The sequence below is a fragment of the Iodidimonas sp. MBR-22 genome (assembly GCF_029946565.1).
Lineage (GTDB): Bacteria > Pseudomonadota > Alphaproteobacteria > Sphingomonadales > Rhodothalassiaceae > Iodidimonas > Iodidimonas nitroreducens.
The window spans coordinates 1-24,062 of the sequence record NZ_JARKVQ010000017.1 but is presented as its reverse complement, the minus strand read 5'-3'; the positions used below and the strand labels follow the sequence as shown (position 1 = coordinate 24,062).

Below are 24,062 nucleotides of genomic sequence, written 5' to 3'. Positions count from 1 at the left end.
AAGCCGCTCTCACCGACCTGTGATGCGCGATACCCACCAAGTGATGCGAAAAAGCCGCACTTTCCGCTCAAAACCCTTTCGGGATCACCAATTTACGATTGAGCGATACGGAAAAAATCAGGCCGAAAGCGGTCAGCATCGTCAGCATAGCCGAGCCGCCATAGGAAATCATCGGCAAAGGCACCCCAACCACCGGCAAAATACCCATCACCATCCCTATATTGATGAACACATATAAAAACATGGTCAGGGAAAGCCCGGCGGCCAGCAATCGGCCGAATTGATTGCGGCACGTGACCGCCACATAAAATCCATAGGCCAGCACGAAAAGATAAAGGGCTATCACCCCCATCCCGCCAACAAGGCCAAATTCTTCGGCCAAAGCCGTGAAGATGAAATCGGTTTTCATTTCGGGCAAAAAATTAAGATGGCTTTGGGTGCCCATCAAAAAGCCCTTGCCGGTGAGCCCACCCGATCCCAAAGCAATTTTTGATTGCATGATCTGATAGCCAGCCCCCAAAGGATCGCTTTCAGGATTGACGAAGGTTAAGATCCGTTGCTGCTGATAATCACGCAAAAAACCCCAAGCCACAGGCACCGCCGCTGCAACCGCCATCGTTCCCCCCAAAAACAGCCATTTCGGCGCCCCCGCCAAAAACAGCACCGCCATCCCCCCGGCGGCCAGCATTAAAGCCGTTCCCAGATCGGGTTGGCGAACGATCAGGGCCATGGGCAAAAGAACCATCAAAAAAGGCGGAATCAACCGCACATATTGGCCCGATTGGGTGGCATTCAGGCTATGATAATAACGGGCCATCGCCAGAACGAGGGCAATTTTCATGATTTCCGATGGCTGCAAGCGCATGAAGCCAAGATCAAGCCAGCGCTGCCCCCCCATGCCCACAACCCCAATGAATTCTACGGCAATAAGCAAAGCCAATGCCCCAAAATAGGCGGGATAAGCCAATTGAAACCAGAAACGCAGATCCACAAGGCCAATGGTGATCATCACCAAAAACAGAATGCCAAAGCGAATGGCCTGTTGCCGCGCCCAGGGATCGAAATGTCCGCCCCCCACGGAATAGAGCATGGCCACACCCACCCCGGCGATCAGGATCAAAACCGCAATCACCAGCCAATTCAGATCCAGAAGCTTTTGCGGCAGGCTGCGCTTCACCTTGCGCGGTGCGAAAAGATAAGCTTCACTCATTCAATCACCCACAAAACTGCTGCCCGGGGGCATCTGCGCCGCCCCCAAGGCCCGGCGCATCTGATCAAGGGCCGGGCGGCCCGCCGGATCGCGTTCCAAGGTCTGGGCCATCACATCCCGGGCCACCGGTGCCGCCGCACTGGCCCCGCCGCCCCCATGTTCGATCAGAACACAACAGGCATAGCGGGGCTTATCAGTGGGGGCATAGGCAACAAACCAGGCGTGATGGCGGGCCTGCCAAGGCAAATCTTCCTGCTTTACATCATTATCGCGCATTTCACGGGTAATGCGGCGCACCTGTGCCGTACCGGTTTTTCCCGCCATTGAAAGGCCATTCCACGACAGACGCGATTGATAGGCGGTGCCACGATATTCCAGAACCTTTTCCATACCACGCCGCACCACGGCCAGATGATCGCCAGCAAAATCAAGCCGTGGCCATCCCCCATTGGGGGCTGCGGGTAAAGCCCGGGCATCAGGCCCGATGGCCCGCACCAGCCTTGGCCGCACCATATAGCCCCCATTGGCCAGCCTTGCGGTCATCACCGCCAATTGCACGGGGGTAGCGAGCAAAGCCCCCTGCCCGATGCCCACATTCAGGGTTTCGCCACCCATCCAGGGTTCGCCGGTGGTGGCAATTTTCCAGCCCGGTGTGGGCACCAGTCCTTTCGATTCCCCGCCAACTTCAAGATCGAAAACCTGACCAAGGCCGAAATTCCGCGCCCATTGCGCCAGTCTTTCAATCCCCAATTCATGGGCAATCGTATAAAAATACACATCACAAGACCGGGCCAAAGCATCTTCCATATTCATGGCGCCATGGCCTTCCCGACGCCAGCAATGCCACACATTATCCCCTAAGCGATGGCGACCATTGCAATAAATCGTTTTTTCGGGGGTGATGATCTTATGGTGCAAAGCGGCCAGCGCCGTCACCATCTTGAAAACCGATCCGGGTGGATATTGCCCGGTAATGCATTTATCAATCAATGGTTTGCGCGGATCGCGTAAAAGCGCCGCCCAATTTTCCCGGCTGATCCCCAGATTAAAGCTATTGGGATCATAGGCTGGGGTCGAGACATGGGCATAGATATCCCCGGTATCGATATCCATCACGACCACGCCTGCGGCTTCTTCGCCCAGGCGCTGCGCAATTGCCCGTTGCAATCCCATGTCGATGGTCAGCGCCACCTGATCACCGGGAATACCTTCGGTGCGCCCCAATTCCCGAATGGTGCGACCATAAGCATTGACCTCAACCCGGCTTGAGCCTGCCCGTCCGCGCAAAATCCGATCATAGCTGCGCTCCACCCCCCGCTTGCCGATCTTGAAACCGGGCAAGGTGAGCAGCGGATCGCCATCCATCTCTTCTTCATTGGCGGATCCCACATAACCCACGATCTGGCTGGCCACCGGACCATCAGGATACCAGCGGCTCAAACCGCTATCGGGCTGAATCCCGGCCAGATCGGGGGTCGAGACATTGATTTTGGCAAAATCCTCCCAGGAAAGCCCCTGCGCCACCGTCACCGGCAAAAATTTACGCTGCCGGGCAATCTGGGTTTCAACCCGGCGCAGATCGCGTTCGGTCAGATGAATGATCTGCCCCAGCCTTTGCAGCGACAAGCGGACATCAAGGCTTTGTTCGGGGATCAGGAAAACCCGATAATCCTGACGATTGCTGGCAATGGTTTCGCCAAAACGATCTACGATATCGCCCCTGTGCGGGGCCAGCATCCGAATGGAAATGCGATTTTCTTCGGCCAGCATTTCATATTGATCGGCTTCCACCACCCCAAGATAATAAAGCCGCCCGGCCAGAACCGTGGTCAAAAGCCCCTGCGCCCCGGCCAGCAAGGCCGCCCGGCGGGAAAATGTCTTAAAGCGTGAGGTATCAGATGCCATGATCCTCTTTCAAAAATCCGCTTTTATCATCTTATCGAACCAGCCGAAAATCCAGCCAAAAAGCGGATAAGCCGCAAGGGTGACAAGACCTTGGGCAATCACCGGCATAGCCGATAGATTAACCCCATAATAAAGGCTGGCAATGATCCACGACAAGAGCATGGCCAAAAACATCACCGGAACAAAGCCCAGCCATCCCACGGCAAAAGACTGGCGCACAAACAGCGCCTGTTGATTGGATAGCACGATCTGGGCAATCATCAGAACCAGCATATTCAGCCCCGGCGGCCCGCCCGACAGCATATCGAGAAAAAATCCGATGGCCGCCACCAGCCCGATGGGCAAAAGATCGGGCCGATGGATCGACCAGTAATAAACAACGATCAAAGCCATATGCGGCAAGGGCACCCCGCCGCTGGCATCGCCATAGGGCAGATGCATGATGATGATCAAAACCGCCGCAATCACCGCAGGCCCAAAAGACCGCAACAGCGCTAGGCCAAATCCGCCTGTCCGCTCGCTCATGGCTCGATCACCCTGGCTGCGCCCTCGTTATTTTGCGCATCAACAGGGGCATCCTGGGGCGACGGTTCCATATCCAGATCGCGCAAAACCGGCTTTAAAACCTGCACGAATTCCAATCTGTCGAGCAAAGCCACCGGCTTGATCAACACCTCTTTCGAGGCATCGGCCACCACATGCCCCAATAAAATATCAGGGGGAAAAATGCCGCCATCGCCGGTCGTGACCACCGCATCACCGGGCATCGGATCCACACCGGGGGGCAAAAAGACCAATTCCAAAAGCAGCCCATTGCGGCCCCGGGCAATGGCCGGATCGCCGGTTCTTTGCAGCCGCACCGGCACTCGGCTGTTCAGATCGGTGATCAGCAAAACCCGCGCCGCCAGTTCACCGGCAGCAAAAACCCGCCCCACAAGCCCCAATTCATCGACCACGGGCTGATTATCCCGCACCCCATCAGCCCGCCCGGCATTGATGATCACGCTGCGCACAAAGGGCCCGCCGGCCACCCCCACGATCCGTGGGGTGGCGATGGGGGTATTGCGCAATTTCGGGGCATTGAGAAAAACCCGCAGGCGGGCATTTTCCCGCTCCAGCGCCCGGGCCGCCGCCTGCCATTGCAAGAGCCGCTCATTTTCGGCTTTCAAGCGGCGGTTTTCCGCCAGCAAAGAGGTCAGCGATCCGGCCCATTCGATGGCCGCATCGGCGCGCTCCACCGGCCGGGACAAAACCTGTAGAAAAGGCCGGGCAAAATCCCCCGCCACCCCGCGCATTCTATCGATCAGCGGATGATCGATCCGACCCAGCAAAAGCAGGGTAAACGCCACAAACAACAAGCCCGCAAACAACCGGCGACCCGTCCGGCTGGCCAAAAGGTGCCTTGATGTTTTGGCAAGGGGCGCTTTCAAGAGCAAAGCCCCCCGCCATCATGACGGCAAAAAATGCTTTCAATCGTCGGTAAGAAGAACATGCTTGAGAACCTCTTCCTCCAAAGAGCGGCCAGTGCCCAGCGCCACACAGGTCAAAGGTTCATCGGCAACGGAAACCGGCAGCCCGGTGGCTTCGCGCAGAACCTTTTCCAGATCGGCCAGCAGCGCTCCGCCTCCGGTCAGAACGATCCCCTGATCAACGATATCGGCAGCCAGTTCCGGGGCCGTTTGCTCCAGGGCCACCTTCACCCCTTCAATGATCGATCCCACCGGCTCGGCCAAAGCTTCGGCAATCTGAAGCTGATTGATGGTGATTTCCTTCGGCACGCCATTCATCAGATCACGGCCCTTGATTTCAAGGGATAAACCCACCCCATCCTGGGGTTCCATAGCGGTGCCGATCTCTTTTTTGATGCGCTCGGCAGTGCTTTCCCCGATCAGCAGATTATGATTGCGGCGGATATAGGCGATGATCGCCTCATCCATCTTGTCGCCGCCCACCCGCACACTGGTGGCGAAAACGATCCCACCCAAGGAGAGCACCGCAACTTCTGTGGTGCCGCCGCCGATATCCACCACCATCGAGCCCTGAGGCTCGGTGACCGGCAGGCCCGCCCCAATGGCCGCCGCCATGGGTTCCTCGATCAGATAAACCTTCGATGCCCCCGCTTCTTCCGCCGCTTCGCGGATCGCCCGGCGTTCAACGGCAGTGGAGCCCGATGGCACACAGATCACAACCTGCGGGCTGGCAAAAGAGCGGTTATGCACTTTTTTGATGAAATGCCGGATCATATGCTGGGCGATTTCAAAATCGGCGATCACCCCATCGCGCAAGGGACGGATCGCTTCGATATTGCCGGGCGTGCGCCCCAGCATCATCTTGGCCTCATTGCCCACCGCCAGCACCTGCCGCCGTCCCGATGTGGATTTCATCGCCACAACCGAAGGTTCATTTAAAACGATGCCCCGACCCTTCACATAAACCAGCGTATTCGCGGTTCCCAGATCGATGGCCATATCCGATGAAAACATACCAAGAATTTTTGAGAACATTCTGACCCGAACCTTTTCGATTGATCGCCCGCATCTTTTTGGCTCCCGGAATAGGGGCCAGTCATCAACATGCAGGATTATTGGCGTTTGAGCATAGTTAAGACAGCACCGCAAGAGCACAGGCACCGATCCCGATCGCGAAAGCCATATTGCCGTGCATTCGTTAAAATTTCGCTGGCGAAATGAAGATCATGCACGATTATGGCATCCCTTTTATTTTTATTGGCTTGGCTTGGCTTTCAGCCTTTTTCGACCAGCCATGGCATCAAGGCGCGCACCCGTTCTCCGGCGGCTTCGAGTCCATCATGACGATGCGCCCGAAACCGCATGAGATCAGGGCTTCCTTTTCTTGTATCGTCAAAAAGCCGCTGTGCAAATGCGCCAGATTGAATCTCCGTCAAAATACGCTTCATTGTCTGGCGCATCCGATCATCCACCAGTGCCTCGCCCGCCAGATAGCCGCCATATTCTGCAGTATTGGAAATGGCCTGCCGCATTTTTTCCGGCCCGGCTTCAAACATCAGGTCAACCACCAGCTTGGCTTCATGCACACATTCAAAATAGGCCACCTCCGGCGCATAGCCCGCTTCGATCAGGGTATCATATCCGGCGACGATCAAAGCCGGGATGCCCCCGCACAGCACCGCCTGTTCGCCAAAAAGGTCGGTTTCGCATTCTTCGCGAAAGCTGGTTTCCACCATCCCCGCCCGGCCACAGCCAAGGCCCGAGGCATAGCCAAGGGCGATCTCCATGGCCGCCCCGGTGGCATCCCGGCCCACCGCGATCAAACAGGCAAGGCCACGGCCCGCCAGATATTCGGCACGCAACCAGCGCCCGGCCCCCTTGGGCCCGATCAAAAACAGATCCACATCATCAGCAGGCCTGATCGCGCCAAAATGAACGGCCAAACCATGGGCAAAGCCCAAAGCCGCGCCGGGCCGCAAGAAAGGCGCCACGGCGCTTTCATAAATGGCGGGGATCACCTCATCAGGCAGGGTCATCATCACAATATCGGCGATTGTCACGGCCTCGGCAAAGGGCAGCACCATAAAGCCCGCATCCCGGGCTTTGGCCCCGCTCGATTGGCCGGGATCGCGCGCGCCGATGATCACATCAAAGCCGCTATCGCGCAGATTAAGGGCATGGGCATGGCCCTGATTGCCATAGCCCAATATGGCAATCTTCTTGCCATGAAGGGCCGCCGGGTCACAATCCTTGTCGGTATAAACAGTCATCGGCATAGGGCGTCTCGTCACTCATTCAAAGGGGTTTTCGCCATCACTGCCATCTGGGCCTCAAGGCTTTGAAGGGCGGCTTCGGGCTGGCCAGCATCGATCATCGGCCAATGGGAAAATTGCGTTCTGATCCATGTTTGCTGGCGTTTGGCATAATGACGCGTTTGTTTCTGGGCAAGGGCGATGGCCTCGGGCAGATCGATTGTCCCCGCAAGATAATCGCCCAAAGGGGGCACGCCCAAAGCTTTCATCACCGGCAAGGCGGGATCAAGGCGTCGGGCCAAGAGGGCCTGCACCTCATCCAAAGCCCCCTGATCCAGCATGTCGTGAAAGCGCATATCGCAGCGCGCATAAAGCACATCGCGCGGCAAATCGAGCGCTGCCAAAGCCAAAGTCTGCTGTTCATGATCTGCGCTAAGGCATCCCGGCAACCGCCGCGATTGAAAGGCGAGCAGGGATTGCCCGGTCGCCCTGATCACCTCAAAAGCCCGGGCAATCCGCTGGCTATCCGCCGTTTCCAGCTTTTGCGCCATCGCCGGATCAATCGCATCAAGGGCGCGATGCATGGCTTCGGGGCCACAGGCGGCCATTTCCGCCCGCACCTCATCCCTGATGGCCTGGGGAATACCCGGCACCGGGGCCAGCCCTTCGATCAATGTCCGCAGATAAAGCCCGGTGCCCCCCACAAAAATAGGCAGCAAACCCAAATCCCGGGCCCGAGTGACTTCCAAGGCCGCCAAGGCATGCCACCGCGCCGCCGAGCAAAGCTCGGCCCCATCCAGCACGCCATATAAACGATGGGGAACATGGGCCGGATCATAGCCATCGGCATCCAGATGCGGCTGGGCGCTCAAAACGGGAAGATCGCGATAAATCTGCATGGAATCGGCATTGATCACCACGCCGCCATGGCGCTGTGCCAAAACGGCGGCCAAAGCCGACTTGCCGCTGGCCGTTGGCCCTGCGATAAGGATCGCCGTCACGCTCACCGATGGAGTCCCCTTTTGATGCCCGAAACGAAAGCGAACGCCGCTATTCTTACCCTGATCGCAAAGCCCCGCCAAGGCAAGCTTGCATTGGCCCGCGATCTGGCCCGAAGCTGCCTTTCTGATCTGGCCACCCCCCTTGATGAAAGCCTGCTGGCCGAGCACAGGGCCCTTGATATCGCCTTTCGCTATGATCCCCGGCATCAGGATCTGGCGACCATCCGCAAAAGCCTTGATCAGGCCTTTGCCGATCATCCTGATCTCGCCACCGATATCGCCGTGCAAGATGCCCCTAATCGAAGAAAAGCGCTTTTGATCGCCGATATGGATTCCACCATGATCACCGTGGAATGTATCGATGAACTGGCGGATTTCGCCGGTATCAAAGACAAAATCGCCCTGATCACCGAAGCGGCGATGCGCGGCGAGCTTGATTTTGAAGCCGCCCTTCATGAACGGGTGGCTTTGCTGTCGGGCCTTGATGAAGCCACCCTTTTGCGCTGCTATGAAGAGCGGGTAACCCCCATGAGTGGTGCCGAAACACTGGTAAAAACCATGCGCGCCCATGGGGCCTATTGCCTGCTGGTATCCGGCGGCTTTACTTTTTTCACCAGCCGGATCGCCCAGCATCTGGGCTTTGACGACCATCGCGCCAATGTGCTGGATATCGAAGGCGGGCGGCTGACCGGGCGGGTGCGCCAACCGATCATCGATGCCAACAGCAAATTAACCGCTTTGGAAGAAACGGCCAAAAACCGCAAGCTGCACCCATCCCAGATCATGGCGGTGGGGGATGGGGCCAATGATATTCCCATGATCAAGGCCGCCGGATTGGGCATTGCCTATCATGCCAAGCCCAAAACCGCCGCCGCCGCTGATCTGGCCATCCATCATAATGATCTCAGCGCCCTGCTTTATATTCAGGGCTATCGGGACAGCGATTTTTACTGCGCCTAAAAGCCAAGCCCTTAATGGAAATAGCTGGCCCCATTGATATCGATGGTCGCCCCGGTGGCATGATGGGCCAGCCCCGCGAATAAAAAGGCAATGATATTGCCGATTTCAGCAGGCGGTGCCGCTTCGCCCATGGGGATTTCCGCCAAAGCCGTAGGGGTGCTTTCAATGCGCGGGGCCACCCGTTCGGTGAGAACCCAGCCCGGCGCAATACAGTAAGCGCGGATGCCATCCCTGGCATAGCCCTTGGCCAAAGAACGGGTGAGCGCCACCACAGCACCTTTCGATGCGGCATAATGCATGGCATCGGGCAGATCGCCGCGAAACGCCGCCCGACTGGCGATATTGATGATCATCCCCGGCCGCCCTTCCGCCTTGAAATGCAAAACCGCCGCGCGGCACAGATCGGCCACCGCCCGCACATTCACCCGCCAGACCAGATCCCAATCGGCATCCCATGCCGCAATCGCATCTTCAGGCCCGCTATAGGGCATGGCGGCGGCATTGTTCACGATCCCATCCAGCGCCCCCGCCCATGCCACCGCATCGGCAAACAAGGCCCGCACAGCATCCTGATCGCCCAGATCGGCCCCCAGCACATGCACCCGCTCAGGGCCATAGTCTGCCAAAAGATCGGCGGCTTTCGCCTTATCATGATGATAATGCAAAACCAGCCTTGCCCCGGCTTCCAGCAAAACCCGCGCCGAAGCCGCCCCGATCCCTTTGGAAGCCCCGGTGATGAGATAGGTTTTCCCCTCAAGCGTGATCATCATCAGCCCCTTTCGCAAAAAGCCGGGATGGATCGGCAAAGCTTTTGAATTCAAGGGCATTGCCTGATGGATCGCGCAAAAAGAACGTGCCCTGCTCCCCGGGCTTCCCCTGAAAGCGGATGCGCGGCGCCAACAGAAAATCCACCCCTGCATCGCTTAAGCGGCGGCCTAAAGCCTGCCAATCATCCCATGGCAAAACGGCCCCGAAATGGCGCACCGGCACCGCATCGCCATCCACCCCATTGCTCCGAACCTCGCCACACTCTTCTGGTCGCAGATGGGCGGTGATCTGATGGCCAAAAAAATCGAAATCGATCCAATGGGGGGATCGCCTGCCAATAAGGCAGCCCAAAAGGCCGGCATAAAAGTCTTCGGCCTGTGCCATATCATGCACTGGGAAGGCCAGATGAAAGGGGATGTGCTGTGTCATGCGCTGCAATGTGCCAGACCTTTTGAGCCAGTGCAATCGGCACGAAGACCAACAGCAAAAGCGCCGATCTTCAGGGCTCGCTGCGCCCCACCGGCACCAGCCAATGCGGGCCGCGCGCCACCCTGATGCCATAGCTGCGCGCCAGATTATGATCATCAAGCACATGATCCGCCGCACCTTCGGCAATGATCCGGCCCTCGTGCATCAAGACCAGACGATCCGCATAGCGCGCTGCCAGATTGAGATCATGCAAAACCACCAGAACCCCGCAACCGGCTTTGGCTTCTTCGGCCAGCAGATCCATCATGTGAAAGGCATGGGCCGGATCAAGGGCCGCCACCGGCTCATCGGCAAGCAGAAAAGGCGCACCCGTGGCCAGGGCCCGCGCCAGCAAAACCCGGGCGCGTTCACCTGCTGATAAATGCGTGGCCGGGCGATCCGCCAGATGGAGGCAACCGGTTCTGGATAACGCCTGATGAATGGCGTCCCGATCCGCATCAGGGGCGGCATGAAAGGCATCCAGATGCGGCAAGCGGCCCAAAGCCACCAGCCGTTCCACGCTCACCGGCCAATGGATCACCGCATCCTGCCCCAGCCACGCCCGCTGCCGTGCCGCTTTGCGGATCGATGCTGTTGAGGCGCTGACCGGCACATTTTGCGCCCCTGCACGATAGGGCAAAAGCCCGGCCAGGGCCTTTAACAAGGTGGATTTTCCCGCCCCATTGGGGCCGATCAGGGCCACCAATTCCCCCGATGAAACGGCCAGAGACGCCCCTTTAACGATCTCTTGCCCATCAAGGCTGATGCTGATATCGCGCACGGCCAGGCTCATCGCATCAGCCTTCTGGTGGACCAGATGAGATGGAGGAACACCGGCGCCCCGATGAGAGCGGTGACCACCCCCAGCTTTAATTCCTGCCCGCCGGGCAACAGCCGCACAAGGCTATCCGCGCCCAGAAGCAAGGCCGCCCCCCCCAGCGCACTGGGCCATAAAAGCCGCGCCGGATCATAGCCCACCCAAGGCCGCAGGATATGGGGCACCACCAGCCCCACAAAGCCGATGGCCCCCGCCACCGCCACCCCCGCCCCCACGCACAGGGCCGCCCCCAAAGTGACCAGAAGGCGCAGGCGCGCAGGATTGATGCCTAAGGATTGGGCCGTTTCCTCGCCCAGAACAAGGCCGCGCAAGCCCCGACCCGACAGCAGCAAAAGCGCCATGCCCATAATGATGAAGGGTGCGGCCATCATCACATCCCGATGGCTGCGATCGGCAAAGCTGCCCATCAACCAATGCACCATATCCGCGAGGGCAAAAGGATTGGGCGACAGATTGAGCGCCAGCGCCGTGAGCGCCCCGGCCAGGGCATTGATCGCCACCCCCGCCAAAATCAGGCTCAGCACACTGGCATCCCGGCGCGCCAAAACCAAAAGCAAAGCGGTGGCGAGAAACGCCCCGGTCATCGCCGCCAAGGGCACCGACAAGGACAAGCCCGCCGCCGAGAAATACAGCGCCAAAACCGCCCCAAACCCGGCACTGGCCGAAACCCCGATCACCCCCGGTTCGGCCAAAGGATTGCGCAATAAACCCTGCAAAGCCGCCCCCGACAGGCCCAGCGACCCCCCCACCAAAACCGCCAGCAAAGCGCGCGGCAAACGGATCTGCCAGAAAATCGCCTGCAAGATGCCGTCATCCCCATCAAAGGCTTTGAACAGATCTGATAATCCCAGATCCGCAGGCCCCAAAAACAAGGAGAAAACAAACAGCACCAAAACCAATAGACTCAAAAACAGCCCTAAAGCCCCATGATGCAGGCGAGCGGGAGCGGCTCTCATCATCATCGCCCCCCCACTGGCTGCTGGGGCTGCTGGGGCTGCTGGGGCTGCTGGGGCTGCTGGGGCTGCTGGCCATTTTGCGCTGAAATCCCGGCCGCAAGCTGATCGGATTGGATGGCCTGTTGCTGGCGCAGGTCCAGAAGGCGCTCCACCGCATCCACCAGAAAAAATCCGCCGCAGCCCCAATCCTGTGCGGGCACTTCATAATGCCGGGCATCGCGCATCAGCTTTTCGGTCAGGGGATGATGGGAAAAGCGCCAGGCCGCTTGCCAGCCCCGGCGTTCGTTGAAAAAAGAACTGATCACCACATCCGGCGGCGACAGGGCCAAAGCCTCGATAGATAAATCCGACCAGCCCGAAACCCCTTGTTGATCAAGATGATTATCCAATCCCGCAAGGCGCATGACCTCATCGATATAGGTGCCTTTGCCTGCGGTGATGCCCGATGGGGTGATATAAAGCGCCTGTGGCCGTGGCCCCGGGCCATCGAGCCGGTCGCGGAGCTTTAAAGCCGCATCAAGACGCCGTTCGATCTCGGCCAGAAGCCTTTCCGCGCGGGCTTCGCGGCCCAAAGCCGCCGCCGTGATTTGCAAAGCCTCAAGCCCATGGGCCAGGCTTTCTGAATAGCCGATATCAATCGTTTCGATGCCGAAACTTTCAATCATTTCCAATGATTTTAAATGACCAAGTCCGGAATGGATCACCAGATCGGGGCGGAGCGCCAGAATCTCTTCGGCCTCGCCCCGATGTTGGCGGATGCCCGCCATCCGATCTCGCCCCCAGGCATAGGGGGCCCGGGCATCGGGGCTCAGCGCCAGAATATCTTCGGGCGCCGCCAGAGCCAGCAGATAGGCATCCGCACAATAATCAAGGCTGATGATACGGGATGGCACAGGCTCCGCCCGGAGCGGCAAGGAAGCCAGCAAAATCAGCCAGATCAGCATCATCCGGGCGGTTATTTTATGCGCCATCCCCATCCCCTAAAATGCCGCCCGGATACCGGCAAAGGCCCCAAGCCCGGGGGTGTTGAAGCCCAAAACGGTCTGGAAAGATTGATCCAGCGCATTTTCAAGGCGCGCCACCGCATCCACCCCATCAAACAAACGATAGCGCGCGGCCACGGTCATCAGCACAAAATCATCAAGCACGACACGCTGTGCGGGAAAGCTCGAAAAATCGAGATCATCCTGATCGCCGGTATAGTGCACCGAAGCGGTGAGGCTGCCGCGTTGGGATAAAAATCGCCATGTGCCTGAAAGGCTTGCCTGATGGCGGGCCCGCCGCACCTCGCGGCTTTGATCGGGTTCTTCGGCATCAAGCCATGTATAGCTGCCAAAAATTTCCAGATTATCATGGGGTTGATAAAGCAGGCTCAGTTCCACGCCCCGGCGATCGCTTTTGCCGATCTGGTTTTCCACCGATGATAAAAAACTGGTGGCATCAAAAACGCTGACGATTTCATCGCGCAGGGTGGATGAAAACCATGTGAGATCGAAAACCAGCGTTTCATCGAGCCATGTTTTTTCCAGCCCCAGATCCCAGCCTTTCGCCTTTTCCGGGCTGAGATTTTCATTGCCGATAAACTGCCCCGGAAAAAAGCCGAAGCGATCAAAAAATGTGGGGTCCGATACCCCCGTGCCAAAGCTGCCATGAAGCCGGATAGCGGCAGGCAATTGCCATGAAGCGGTGGAGCGCCAGGTGGTCGCATCCTTGAAATCACCATTCAGATCATGGCGCACGCCCAGGGTGAAATAAAGCCCCGGCCAAACATCGCTGCGCATTTCCCCGATGAACGAGCTTTGATCATCTTTCTGATCCTGATTGGATGGATCATCGAGATCGGCATTGATCGATTTGAAATCCAGCTCTTCATGCTCGACCGCCAAGGTGACATCGGTGGAAGGCAGGGCAAAGCTGCTTTGATAGCCAAATTTCAGCCGCTGACCTTCAAAGGAATTGGTGAACTGGCTTTGGGCAAAATTATCGCTGTCGGTATCGGTAAACGCCACCCAGATCCGTTGCCGCCAGCGCTCGTCAAACAGATCGAGCCGGGCATCCGCCTGCCCGTAAAAGGCATCAAACGAGCGGTCGAGATCGGCATCAACGATCTGGCCGGTGGCAAAATCCTGCTGATCAAATTCACTATTTGCCGACACCCGGCGCAAGACCAGCCCCAGGCGCAACTGATCGGTGGGTTGGGCCTTGATCTTGGCGGAAAGGGTGAGATTTTCATAACCATCGCGTTCATCACCAGTGGGGCTGGCCGAGACACCATCCGTATTGAGATAACCCACCGAAACCGTGGCCCCCAACCGCTTGGTGCCGCCCGCAAGGGTGGTGCCAAGGCGCGCCGTGCCAAAGGAACCCCCTTCGGCCAGGGCTTCCACCTCGAACCCTTCAACCGGCTCTTTGGTCAGGATGCTGATCACCCCGCCAATGGCTTCCGAGCCATAAAGCGCGCTTTGCGCCCCCTTGATCACCTCGATCCGCTCGATCCCCGTGGTCAGCACATCGGCGAAATCAAGCTCGAAATTGCCCACCGGATCGGTGGCTTCGATCCCATCGATCAACACCAAGGTCTGGTTTCCCTCGGCCCCACGGATGCGGATCTGGGTCTGGCTGCCCAATGGCCCGGTGGGGCTGACAGACACCCCCGGCACATCGCGCAAAAGATCAGACAATAATGGAACCTGCCTGGCCTCGATCCGCGCCCCATCAATCACCGAAACCGAAGCCCCCAGCAGATTTTTTGCAACCGGCTCGCGGGTGCCGGTGATGATCAGTTCCTCAAGGGGGGGCTTTGATTCATCAATCTGGGCCATCATCGGATCACGCCCCTCAACCGATAGGGATTTTTGAGCCAAAAGCGGCTTGGAGGCCAACACACAGCATAAAACACAGGATGCAAAGGCACCCTTCAACAGTCTTCTCACGGCGAAACTCCCGTTCACGTCATTGCAAAACGGGCCACCGGCCAAGATCAATATTGGAATAGAAGGAAAATCCCGCGTTGATCCACACCAGCACCCATGATGTCGCCGCTGCGGAAGTCCGCTCCTTATGGCTGGTCCCGGCCCAAGGAAGACGACGGGGTGGCAGGTCTCCTGGCTTGCGGGTCATTGGTCTGATGCGCTGCCTTCCCGAAGCGATGACGCTTCAGTGGCTTATGATGCGCGGACCTTTCCGCTTACAGTTGCGGGCACAGCCGCGGTTTTGAACCGCGTTCCCTTTTGGCCCCCGATCACTCGAAGGCACCACCATCGCCGACCATAAGCACAAAGCATCCGATCAGCAAGGGCTATCATCCGGCTTTTTAGGTGCCTCATCAGAGTGCGCTTCGGGGGGCGTTTCGGGGTCGGTTTCTCTGTTAGAATTTGGGCCATCATCATCGAGCAGAATGCGCGCCGCCGCCCCATCGAGATCATCATATTGCCCCGAGCGCAAAGACCATAAAAAGGCGGCAAGGCCCAGCCCCCCCAAAAACAGCGCGATGGGGATCAAAAACAAGAGAACACTCATCGCTGTTCCCGGCCAGGGCTGGTTTTTGACAGGCGCAGACGCAGGGCATTGAGGGTGACGATCAGCGAGGAAGACGACATCGCCAAAGCGGCAATCAAAGGGGTGACATAGCCCGCCACGGCCAAAGGCACAGCCAAAAGATTATAGCCCAAAGCCATGGCAAAATTTTCAATCACATGGGCCCGGGCACGGCGGGCGATATGAAGGGCGTGCAAAAGCGGCAGCAGGCTATCGCTTTGGAAAATGAAATCCGCTGCCGTCTGGGTGATATCGGCAGCGCTGGCAGGCGACATCGAAACATGGGCCGCCCGCAAGGCCGGAGCATCATTCAGCCCATCCCCCACCATCAGAACCTTATGCCCGGCCGCCGCCAGATCCGCGAGGATCGCAATTTTATCCGCCGGTTTAGCCCCGGCTTTATAATGATCGATCCCCAGCCGGGCCGCCATCGCCGCCACCGCCGCCGGCTGATCCCCTGAAAGCAGATGCACCTTGATGGAGGCCGCCTTCAGCCCGGCCACCACCGTCGCCGCATCCGGGCGCAGGCGATCTTGAAAGGCGAAAGACCGGGCCACCCCACCCGCCCGGGCACACCATAAAACCGGCCCTTCGGGTGCCGCCTCAATAGCGACATCAGCGGGGCGATCATCGGGCTGGCGGCTGATGCCCTGAACCCAATCGCGGCTGCCCAGCCGCCAAAGATCATCCCCAAAGCGGGCCGATAGCCCACAGCCGGGTTCTTCATGCACGTCATCGGGGCGGGGCAAGAGCACATCAGGATGCTGCGCCCCCCACGCCGCGAACAAGGCTTTTGAAAGGGGATGCTGGGATTGCCGGGCCAAAGCAGCAGCAAAGCGATCATCGCCCTTTGGCGAAAGCGATCCGATCAGCGCGGCATGGCCGTGGCTCAATGTGCCGGTTTTATCGAACACCACCAGATCAATGCCCGCCAAGCGTTCCAGCCCATCGGGGGATTTCACCAAAACCCCCAAACGCAACAGCATCCCCGATGCCACCACCTGCACCACCGGCACCGCCAATCCCAAAGCACAGGGGCAGGTGATGATCAGCACCGCCACGGAAATCATCAGGGATTGATACCAATCCGCCCCCGCCAGCATCCAGCCGATAAAACTGCCCGCCGCCAGAAGATGCACAAGGGGAGCATAAAAGCGGGCGATGCGATCCGCCAGCCGCACAAAACCGGCCCGCCCCTGTTCGGCGCAATCCATCAGGCGGGCCATATCGGCCAGCACCGTATCTTCGCCCGCCGCCATGATTTCGATGATCAATGGCCCGGTTTGATTCAAGGTGCCGGCAAACACATCCATCCCCACCTGCGCCGGCAGCGGCAGGCTTTCCCCGGTCAAAAGGCTAAGATCGATATCGCTGCGCCCCTCGATGATCTTCCCATCCCCCGGTACCCGCATTCCCGCCGCCACAAACACCCGATCCCCCGGCACAAGGCTTTCCACCGGAACCGAGTAACGCTGGCCATCCGGGGCAATTTTAGTGGCGGCAATGGCGCGGATGGCCAGCAGATTACGCGCCGCCTCACCCGCGCGGTGGCGCATGGAATGATCAAGGGTGCGGCCGATCAGCAAAAAGAACACAAGGCTGATGCTGGCATCGAAATACACATGCTCGGCACCGCGAAGGGTTTGGGCAAGGCTGGCCGCCGACGCCAAAATGACCCCAAGGGAAATGGGCACATCCATATTCATCCGGCCATGGCGCAAGGCCGCTGCCGCCGAACGATAAAAGGGCATCCCGGCATAGGCCACGGCGGGCAAGGCGATCAGCGCCGAAAGCCAATGAAACAAAGCGCGGGTTTCGTGATCCATATCCGACACCAAACCCGCCCAAACGGATACCGACAACAGCATCACATTGGCCGCCGCAAAGCCCGAAACCGCCATCGCCCGCAAAAGCCCCCGGGCGCGGGCTTCATCTTCTTCGCCTGCCAGACGCGCATCAAAGGGCGCCGCATCAAAGCCCAGCGTTTCAATGCTTTGGCGTAAAAGATCGGCAGTCTGAAGGCCGGGCCGATAGCGCAGCCGTACCCGCCGGGTGGTGAGATTGGCACGCGCCGCCTCTACACCCTCCAGCTTGGAAAGCCCCTGCTCCAGCTTGCGGATACAGCCCGCGCAATGCATGCCGGGCACCAGAAAATCCATCTCATGATCACCGCTTTCCAGATGCCGCGCACCCCCCTGCCCACCAGCCTGCTTTCCGGCAGATGGCTGCGGAAACACGGCTTGATCCCCGATCAGGTTTTTGGCTGATGAAAGGGTCATGGGGCGATGAACACCTCTTTGCGCTGATGGAATATCTGCGCATCCCCGCGCACAGCACTGATCCGTAATTCCCAGCGACCCGCGCGGGGCACGGTGATGATGCCTTCATAGCGGCCCGCCCCCAGATTGGCGAGGCCAAGGCTGGTATCATGCTCTTCCTCGATTGGGGAAAAGAAGGTCGCCCTCACATCAAGATCATCCAAAGGCTGGCCGCGATCATCTAAAAACCGGGCAAAAACCTGCCTTTGTAAAATCATGCCGCCCATTTTCTGGTCAAATTCAACCTGCCAGCCCAGGGCATCTTGCGCAGCAGCGGCGGCCAGCACATCATTATAATCCCGGCCCTTGCGATAGGCATCGTCTTCCTGCACCCCATCATAGCTGATGGCGGCAAACACCATCATGATGATATTGGCGCCCAAAATAATGCCGAAAAACCCGCAAAATATTAGCAGAACCTTGCGCCCGGTGAGCGGCTTTTCAAATGCTCGTGCCACAGCCATGATCCTTTCGTCCTTCATCTTTGGGGTGGCGTGCGAAAGCCAATATTTTGGGATGCCAGCACGGGACGCGCCACATCTCCCGAAGCCTGATCGTCCTCTTGTCGCAGCACGATCCTGATCTGGGCCTCGCCATCCCGAAAGCGGGATGCGTTCAGCCCTTCTTTGGGCAGGGCCACATAAAGCCGGATGGTTTTTTGGGCATCCGGCCCCACCGAGACCACATCCACAGGCCCCTGATGATTGGGGCGGCTCAATTCATAGCCATCCAGCCCCCTGACAGCGATGATAAAATTGCGTTCTTCATGGGCTTTATTGATGATTTTGAGCTGATAGCCATTGCGCACGCCGCCATCCGAAAGCAAAACATATAATGGATTGCGATCCTGTTGGACCGAAAGGTCAAGATCGCTGCGGGTGAGCAATCCATAGGCCATGATCGCCATGGTCAAAAGGATGGACAGGCCATAGATGATGGTTCGGCCTCGCCATAATTTTGGCCGGGTGTCTCGCCCTTCGGCACGGGCCTGGGGCATGGCCAGCGTTTCATAATCAATCAGCCCGCGCGGGCGATCCACCCGATCCATGATTTCATTGCAGGCATCCACACAAAGCGCGCACTGAATACATTCAAGCTGCGGCCCATCGCGAATATCGATCCCCACCGGGCACACCGCCACACAGGCCTTGCAATCAATGCAATCGCCGCGTCCCTCCCAGCTTTCGCCCTGTTTATGCGGGCCGCGCGGTTCACCCCGATCCGCCTTATAAGAGACCAGATAGGTATCGGCATCAAACATCGCGCCCTGAATGCGCGGCCAGGGGCACATATAGGTGCACACCTGCTCGCGCATCAATCCGCCCAGGCTGTAGGTGGTAAAGCTTAAGGCCGCAATGGCGATCATGGCGGACATCGGGGCATCGCCCTGCAATAAATCGCCTAAAAGGGTGGGAGCATCGGCAAAATAAAAAACCCATGCCCCGCCAGTGGCCACGGAAATCACCAGCCAGATACCATGGGTGATGGATTTTTTGGCGATCTTCTCCAGCCGCCATGGGGCTTTATCAAGGCGCATCCGCTTATTGCGATCACCTTGTACCAATCGTTCAACCCAGATGAAAAGATCGGTCCATACCGTTTGCGGGCAGGCATAGCCGCACCAGACCCGCCCGAAAAGCGATGTGACGAGAAACAAAGCCAGCGCCGACAGGATCAAAAGACCGGTGAGATAATAAATCTCCTGCGGCCAGATCTCGATGAAAAAAATATAAAAGCGCCGATTGGGCAGATCGAGCAGAACCGCCTGATCAGGTGCCGATGGCCCGCGATCCCAACGAAGCCATGGGGTGATATAATAAACCCCCAAAGTGATCAGCATCACCACCCATTTCACATTGCGAAACAGGCCGCTCACCCTTTTGGGGTAAATCTTGATCCTTTTTTGATAAAGCGGCGCCGCCTTATTCGGCTGCGGGGGGAGCGGTGTTCCCGCCGCCCCGGCCATGGGATGAGCCGCGCCTGCCTGATCGGTCAATTTATTCACCGTGTGTGGGTCAATTTACCTCATCCTGACCACCACCAAGGCTATGCACATAAATCGCAAGCTGTTTGATGGTGGCATCGTCAAGCCGCCCGGCCCAAGCGGGCATTACCCCCGCCCGGCCATTGGCCACGCTTTCATAAATCGCGGCCCGATCACCGCCATAAAGCCAGATGGCATCGGTTAAATTGGGCGCGCCCAATTCCTTCATCCCCTTGGCATCCGTGCCATGGCAGGCCGAACAGATCTGCTCGAACGTCACCTGCCCGCGCGCCACCGCCGCTTCATCCTCGGCCTGATCATGAAATGACAAAACATAATCCACCACATCCGACACGTCGTTCCGCGTCAGGATCTGATCCGCCAGATAACCCTGCATGACCGACAGGCGGGTTTCATAATCGGCTTCCCAGCGGATACCATGCTGCAGGGTTTGATAGATATCGGACAAAGTGCCGCCCCACAGCCAGGCATCATCATTCAGATTGGGAAAGCCCACAAAGCCCTGCGCACCCGAACCATGACAAGGCGCACAATTATCGCCAAAGGCCGCCGCCCCCCCGGCCATGCTGATCCGCAGCAATTGGGGATCGTTGATCACCGCCTCAAGCGGCTGTTCGCGGATCTGCTGATAATAAACCTCGCGTCCGTCGGCCACCCTTTGCAATTCGGCGGTCACCTCGGCACGCTTGGAAAAGCCGGCAATGCCCTTGCTGTAGGTCCATTCTCCCACCCAAATGGGCCAGGATGGATACCAGATCCAGCCCAAAATGGCGATGACGATCGAGGCATAAAACATATAAAGCCACCAGCGCGGCAGGGGATTATCAAGCTCGGTGATCCCATCCCAATCATGGCCGGTGGTGTCGATCCCGGTGAGTTCATCTTTGTCCGGTGCCTTGCTCATGATCTTTGATCCTTGTCTGTCGGGCGCGCGCCGGGTGCCTTCTTGCCTGTGCCAAAATCTTCGGGCGGCTCATCGCTAAGCGGCAGGCGGCTGGCATGATCGAATTTATCCTTGTTGCGGGGCCATAAGGCATAGCCCAGCACCGCAATGAACAGCACGAGCAGGAACAAAAGCCCCCAGGTGCCAGCGATATTCGATAAGGCTTCATACATCGCACTTATCTTTCATTATCAGCCTCTTGCGCCTTATAAACATTGAAATCCACCAATGTTCCCAGCATCTGCATATAGGCAATGAGGGCATCAAGCTCGGAAATCAGGCGCGGATTGCCATCGAAATCACGCACCGCAATCCCCTCGCCATAGCGTTCATAAAGCCCATCCAGATCGCCAAAGGGCTGCAATTGTGCCACCAGATCGGCCTTGGCATGGGCGATCATCTGAGCATCATAGGGCACCCCCACCAGAGAATGGGTTTCGAGAACGGCTTCGATGATCTCCACATCAAGGGGTGTGCGCGCCAGAAAGGGATAGCCGGGCATCACCGATTCCGGCACCACCGAACGCGGATCGGCCATGTGCAATTGATGCCATTCATCAGAATATTTATTCCCCAGCCGAGCCAGATCGGGGCCGGTGCGCTTGGATCCCCATTGAAACGGATGATCATACATGCTTTCGGCGGCCAGCGAATAATGGCCATAGCGATCCACTTCCGAGCGCAAAGACCGGATCATCTGGCTATGGCAATTATAGCAGCCTTCGCGGATATAGATATTCCGCCCTGCCAGTTCCAAAGGGGTATAGGGCCTGATGCCCTCGACCTTTTCAATCGTGCTTTTGATCCAGAACAGCGGCACGATTTCAACCAGCCCGCCAATCGACACGACGACAAGGGTCAGCACCAGCAGCAGGATCGAATTCTTCTCAATGGTTTTATGCGTGAATTTTGCCATGATCCCTGTCCTCATTCCGCCGGTTGCGCCAAAGCGCGCTCTGGCTCGATGGCTTCATTGCCGCGCACCCGCCCTTTGGCCGTCATATACACATTATAGGCCATGATCAGCGCACCGGTGAGGAACAGCACGCCCCCCAAAGCACGGATGATATAATAGGGGTGCATGGCTTCAACACTTTGCACGAAGGAAAATTGCAAGAAGCCCAGATCATCATAAGCCCGCCACATCAGGCCCTGCATGATCCCCGAAACCCACATGGCGGTGATGTATAAAAGAATGCCAAAAGTGGCGACCCAGAAATGCCATTCCACCAAAACCAGCGAATAAAGCTGCCGCACCCCGAACACGGCAGGGGCCATGCAGTAAATCGCCCCGAAGGAAACAAAGCCCACCCAGCCCAAAGCGCCGGAATGCACATGGCCGATGGTCCAATCGGTATAGTGCGAAAGACCGTTCACCCAGTGCATCGACATCACCGGCCCTTCAAAGGTGCTCATCCCGTAAAAGGCGACGGAAACCACCAGCATTCGGATCACCGGATCGGTGCGCAGCTTATCCCATGCGCCTTTCAAGGTGAGCAGGCCATTCAGCATCCCGCCCCAGCTTGGCATCCACAACATGATCGAAAAGGTGGCCCCCAGGGTTTGCGCCCATAAGGGCAAGGCGGTGTAGTGCAGATGATGCGGCCCGGCCCAGATATAAAGAAAGATCAGCGCCCAGAAATGGATGATCGACAAGCGATAGGAAAAAACCGGACGTTCAGCCCTTTTGGGAATGAAATAATACATGATCCCCAAAAACCCGGCGGTGAGGAAAAAGCCCACGGCATTATGGCCATACCACCATTGGATCAGGGCATCTTGCGTGCCGGAAAAAAGCTGCACCGATTTCGACGAGAAAAGCGATATGGGAATCGAGATATTATTGCCCAGATGCAGCATCGCAATGGTCACGATAAAGGCCAGATAAAACCAATTGGCCACATAGATATGCGGCTCCTGGCGTTTGGCCAAAGTGGCCAGAAAAACCAGCAGATAGGTCACCCAAACGATGGTCAGCCAGATATCGGCATACCATTCAGGCTCGGCATATTCCTTGGATTGGGTCACCCCCATCAGATAGCCGGTAGCCGCGATCACAATGAAAAGCTGATAGCCCCAGAAAACGAACCAGGGCGCAATATCCCCGGCCAGCCGCGCCCGGCTGGTGCGCTGGACCACCCAAAAGCTTGTGGCGATCAGCACATTGCCGCCAAAGGCAAAAATCACCGCCGATGTGTGCAAAGGCCGCATCCGCCCGAAATTGAGGAAGCTGGTATCGAAATTGAGCGCCGGGAACGCAAGCTGAAAGGCGATCACCACCCCCACCAGAAAGCCCACAACACCCCAAAAGATCGAGGCCACGACCCCATATTTGACGATCACATCATTATAGCCCACCGGCGGCCCGGCAGATCGCCCGGCCCGATCCCCAATGAGGGCGATCCCGGCAATGAAAGCTGCAGCAAACAGCAGGGCATGCACCCGCATCGGGGTATCGAGGGCATACATGGCAATGTATATCCACAAAAGCGCACCCGCGCCCAAAGCAATGATTACGCCCCAGGCAAGAAGGGGAAGCCCCCCCGGCAAAGCTGGTTTCGTGGCTGACATGGGGCCTGTTCCTTTCCCTGCTTCTTAAATCCGTTTCACCGGCCATCGCAAACGGTGGATCGCTTATGAATTGTCGCACATGATCCATGGCCTTGTTTGCCTTTAGCGGCCCGGCTGCGGTTTGATCCAGATCAAATCAGCCGCCGCCACATAAAATTTCGCCACGCGTTATCGCCTGCCCCCCCTCATGGCGGGGCGGGATCATGGTCAAAAGCCGATAGAGCCGGGATTGGCCCCGCCCCATGCAAAAAGACCGCAAGCCCCATGAACGGCTTCAAGGCCCGCCCAAATGTTTGCGATTGTCGATGATAGGAAAAAACACCGGATGCCGCCATCGCAGCATGGCACGGGCCGGAAAAGGATGCCGGATGATCGCGGCCATCGGGGATGACCGACAAGCACAAAAGGCTTTGGGGCAGGCCCATGAAAGAGGGTTCATTATCTTGTGCCGAGTCTTGTATCGATGATGCCGCCAAAGCCGGGGCCAAAATCACGGCCAGGCCTGAAAGCAGGAACCAGCCCGCAATCACCAGCCCTGCCATGCCACCCTCTTGCCTGATCCGGATCAGCCATCCCGCGGGATAGGCCTTAGCGCTCCCCATCCTGTGCCCTCCTCAAGTCTCTCACCCGATGAAGCAAGACACTTAGAAGGCTGCCAGCCTTTCCGCCTTGATGCAAATCAAAGTTGATCCCCCAACCCCCTCCCCGACCCTATGTCGCAGGTCTTTTCATCGCGCCGGGCGCAGACGCCCACAAGAATCATCAACCCGGGCTGTTTAAATTGCGTCATCAACTCTGTTGTTGGAGTTTCATATCTCTGATTTTTGCGTTAGCGATGACGATGATTTTTCGCATGAGAGC

The 24,062-nt window shown here is 57.9% G+C and carries 23 protein-coding genes and 1 riboswitch; of the genes, 1 reads left to right on the top strand and 22 read right to left on the bottom strand.

Annotation, left to right across the window (positions count from 1 at the left end):
* Positions 1–67: 67 nt before the first annotated feature.
* From rodA to miaA, 7 genes are all read right to left on the bottom strand, one after another.
* Entirely contained in the window at positions 68–1,210 is a 1,143-nt protein-coding gene (gene rodA, locus QK300_RS11825; protein WP_281301944.1) for a rod shape-determining protein RodA, read from the bottom strand.
* Positions 1,211–3,115: a penicillin-binding protein 2 gene (gene mrdA, locus QK300_RS11820; RefSeq protein WP_281301943.1), complete on the bottom strand. Its 1,905-nt coding sequence runs from the start codon at positions 3,113–3,115 to the stop codon at positions 1,211–1,213. It abuts the gene before it with no gap.
* A gap of 9 nt (positions 3,116–3,124) precedes the next feature.
* Positions 3,125–3,640 carry a rod shape-determining protein MreD gene (gene mreD / locus QK300_RS11815; protein ID WP_281301942.1) on the bottom strand — a complete coding sequence of 172 codons (516 nt, stop codon included), beginning with the start codon at positions 3,638–3,640 and terminating at the stop codon, positions 3,125–3,127.
* Complete coding sequence (mreC, locus tag QK300_RS11810) at positions 3,637–4,509, bottom strand: rod shape-determining protein MreC (protein WP_281301941.1); 873 nt, start codon at positions 4,507–4,509, stop codon at positions 3,637–3,639. The genes mreD and mreC overlap by 4 nt, the downstream gene beginning before the upstream one ends.
* 75 nt (positions 4,510–4,584) lie before the next feature.
* On the bottom strand, positions 4,585–5,619 hold the full coding sequence (locus QK300_RS11805) for a rod shape-determining protein (RefSeq protein ID WP_281301940.1): 1,035 nt from the start codon (positions 5,617–5,619) through the stop codon (positions 4,585–4,587).
* A gap of 239 nt (positions 5,620–5,858) precedes the next feature.
* On the bottom strand, positions 5,859–6,854 hold the full coding sequence (gene ilvC, locus QK300_RS11800) for a ketol-acid reductoisomerase (protein WP_348651890.1): 996 nt from the start codon (positions 6,852–6,854) through the stop codon (positions 5,859–5,861).
* 17 nt (positions 6,855–6,871) lie between these two features.
* Complete coding sequence (miaA, locus tag QK300_RS11795; protein ID WP_281301938.1) at positions 6,872–7,843, bottom strand: tRNA (adenosine(37)-N6)-dimethylallyltransferase MiaA; 972 nt, start codon at positions 7,841–7,843, stop codon at positions 6,872–6,874.
* Between the two features lie 18 nt (positions 7,844–7,861).
* On the opposite strand from miaA, the gene serB reads away from it, so the two are divergent.
* Positions 7,862–8,797 carry a phosphoserine phosphatase SerB gene (serB, locus tag QK300_RS11790; RefSeq protein ID WP_281301937.1) on the top strand — a complete coding sequence of 312 codons (936 nt, stop codon included), beginning with the start codon at positions 7,862–7,864 and terminating at the stop codon, positions 8,795–8,797.
* An 11-nt stretch (positions 8,798–8,808) separates the two neighbouring features.
* Here serB and QK300_RS11785 read toward each other — a convergent pair whose 3' ends face one another.
* From QK300_RS11785 to QK300_RS11715, 15 genes are all read right to left on the bottom strand, one after another.
* Positions 8,809–9,564: an SDR family oxidoreductase gene (locus QK300_RS11785; protein ID WP_281320850.1), complete on the bottom strand. Its 756-nt coding sequence runs from the start codon at positions 9,562–9,564 to the stop codon at positions 8,809–8,811.
* Positions 9,551–9,994 carry a VOC family protein gene (locus QK300_RS11780; RefSeq protein ID WP_281301935.1) on the bottom strand — a complete coding sequence of 148 codons (444 nt, stop codon included), beginning with the start codon at positions 9,992–9,994 and terminating at the stop codon, positions 9,551–9,553. Before QK300_RS11780 ends, QK300_RS11785 begins: the two co-directional genes overlap by 14 nt.
* Positions 9,995–10,064: 70 nt before the next feature.
* Positions 10,065–10,826, bottom strand: coding sequence for an ABC transporter ATP-binding protein (locus QK300_RS11775; RefSeq protein ID WP_281301934.1), 762 nt, complete (start codon positions 10,824–10,826; stop codon positions 10,065–10,067).
* Complete coding sequence (locus tag QK300_RS11770) at positions 10,823–11,827, bottom strand: iron ABC transporter permease (protein WP_348651889.1); 1,005 nt, start codon at positions 11,825–11,827, stop codon at positions 10,823–10,825. The genes QK300_RS11775 and QK300_RS11770 overlap by 4 nt, the downstream gene beginning before the upstream one ends.
* Before the next feature lie 2 nt (positions 11,828–11,829).
* Positions 11,830–12,798 (bottom strand): ABC transporter substrate-binding protein, encoded by a 969-nt coding sequence (locus tag QK300_RS11765; RefSeq protein WP_281301932.1) that lies wholly within the window; start codon positions 12,796–12,798, stop codon positions 11,830–11,832.
* A 9-nt stretch (positions 12,799–12,807) separates the two neighbouring features.
* Positions 12,808–14,760, bottom strand: a complete 1,953-nt coding sequence (locus tag QK300_RS11760; RefSeq protein WP_281301931.1) for a TonB-dependent receptor — start codon at positions 14,758–14,760, stop codon at positions 12,808–12,810.
* A 143-nt stretch (positions 14,761–14,903) separates the two neighbouring features.
* A riboswitch (cobalamin riboswitch) is annotated at positions 14,904–15,101 on the bottom strand.
* Between the two features lie 14 nt (positions 15,102–15,115).
* Entirely contained in the window at positions 15,116–15,346 is a 231-nt protein-coding gene (gene ccoS, locus QK300_RS11755) for a cbb3-type cytochrome oxidase assembly protein CcoS (RefSeq protein WP_281301930.1), read from the bottom strand.
* Positions 15,343–17,643, bottom strand: a complete 2,301-nt coding sequence (locus QK300_RS11750) for a heavy metal translocating P-type ATPase (RefSeq protein ID WP_281301929.1) — start codon at positions 17,641–17,643, stop codon at positions 15,343–15,345. The genes ccoS and QK300_RS11750 overlap by 4 nt, the downstream gene beginning before the upstream one ends.
* Positions 17,640–18,140, bottom strand: a complete 501-nt coding sequence (locus QK300_RS11745) for a FixH family protein (protein WP_281320849.1) — start codon at positions 18,138–18,140, stop codon at positions 17,640–17,642. The genes QK300_RS11750 and QK300_RS11745 overlap by 4 nt, the downstream gene beginning before the upstream one ends.
* A gap of 20 nt (positions 18,141–18,160) precedes the next feature.
* Positions 18,161–19,687: a cytochrome c oxidase accessory protein CcoG gene (gene ccoG, locus QK300_RS11740; RefSeq protein WP_281301927.1), complete on the bottom strand. Its 1,527-nt coding sequence runs from the start codon at positions 19,685–19,687 to the stop codon at positions 18,161–18,163.
* Positions 19,688–19,697: 10 nt separating this feature from the next.
* Positions 19,698–20,591, bottom strand: a complete 894-nt coding sequence (gene ccoP / locus QK300_RS11735) for a cytochrome-c oxidase, cbb3-type subunit III (protein WP_281301926.1) — start codon at positions 20,589–20,591, stop codon at positions 19,698–19,700.
* Complete coding sequence (locus QK300_RS11730) at positions 20,588–20,803, bottom strand: cbb3-type cytochrome c oxidase subunit 3 (protein WP_042084863.1); 216 nt, start codon at positions 20,801–20,803, stop codon at positions 20,588–20,590. Before QK300_RS11730 ends, ccoP begins: the two co-directional genes overlap by 4 nt.
* Positions 20,804–20,808: 5 nt before the next feature.
* On the bottom strand, positions 20,809–21,546 hold the full coding sequence (gene ccoO, locus QK300_RS11725; protein ID WP_281301925.1) for a cytochrome-c oxidase, cbb3-type subunit II: 738 nt from the start codon (positions 21,544–21,546) through the stop codon (positions 20,809–20,811).
* Between the two features lie 11 nt (positions 21,547–21,557).
* Entirely contained in the window at positions 21,558–23,201 is a 1,644-nt protein-coding gene (gene ccoN / locus QK300_RS11720) for a cytochrome-c oxidase, cbb3-type subunit I (RefSeq protein ID WP_281301924.1), read from the bottom strand.
* A 185-nt stretch (positions 23,202–23,386) separates the two neighbouring features.
* The gene (locus QK300_RS11715; RefSeq protein WP_281301923.1) at positions 23,387–23,803 is read right to left on the bottom strand and encodes a hypothetical protein; all 417 of its coding nucleotides are present in this window, start codon (positions 23,801–23,803) and stop codon (positions 23,387–23,389) included.
* Positions 23,804–24,062: the final 259 nt, after the last annotated feature.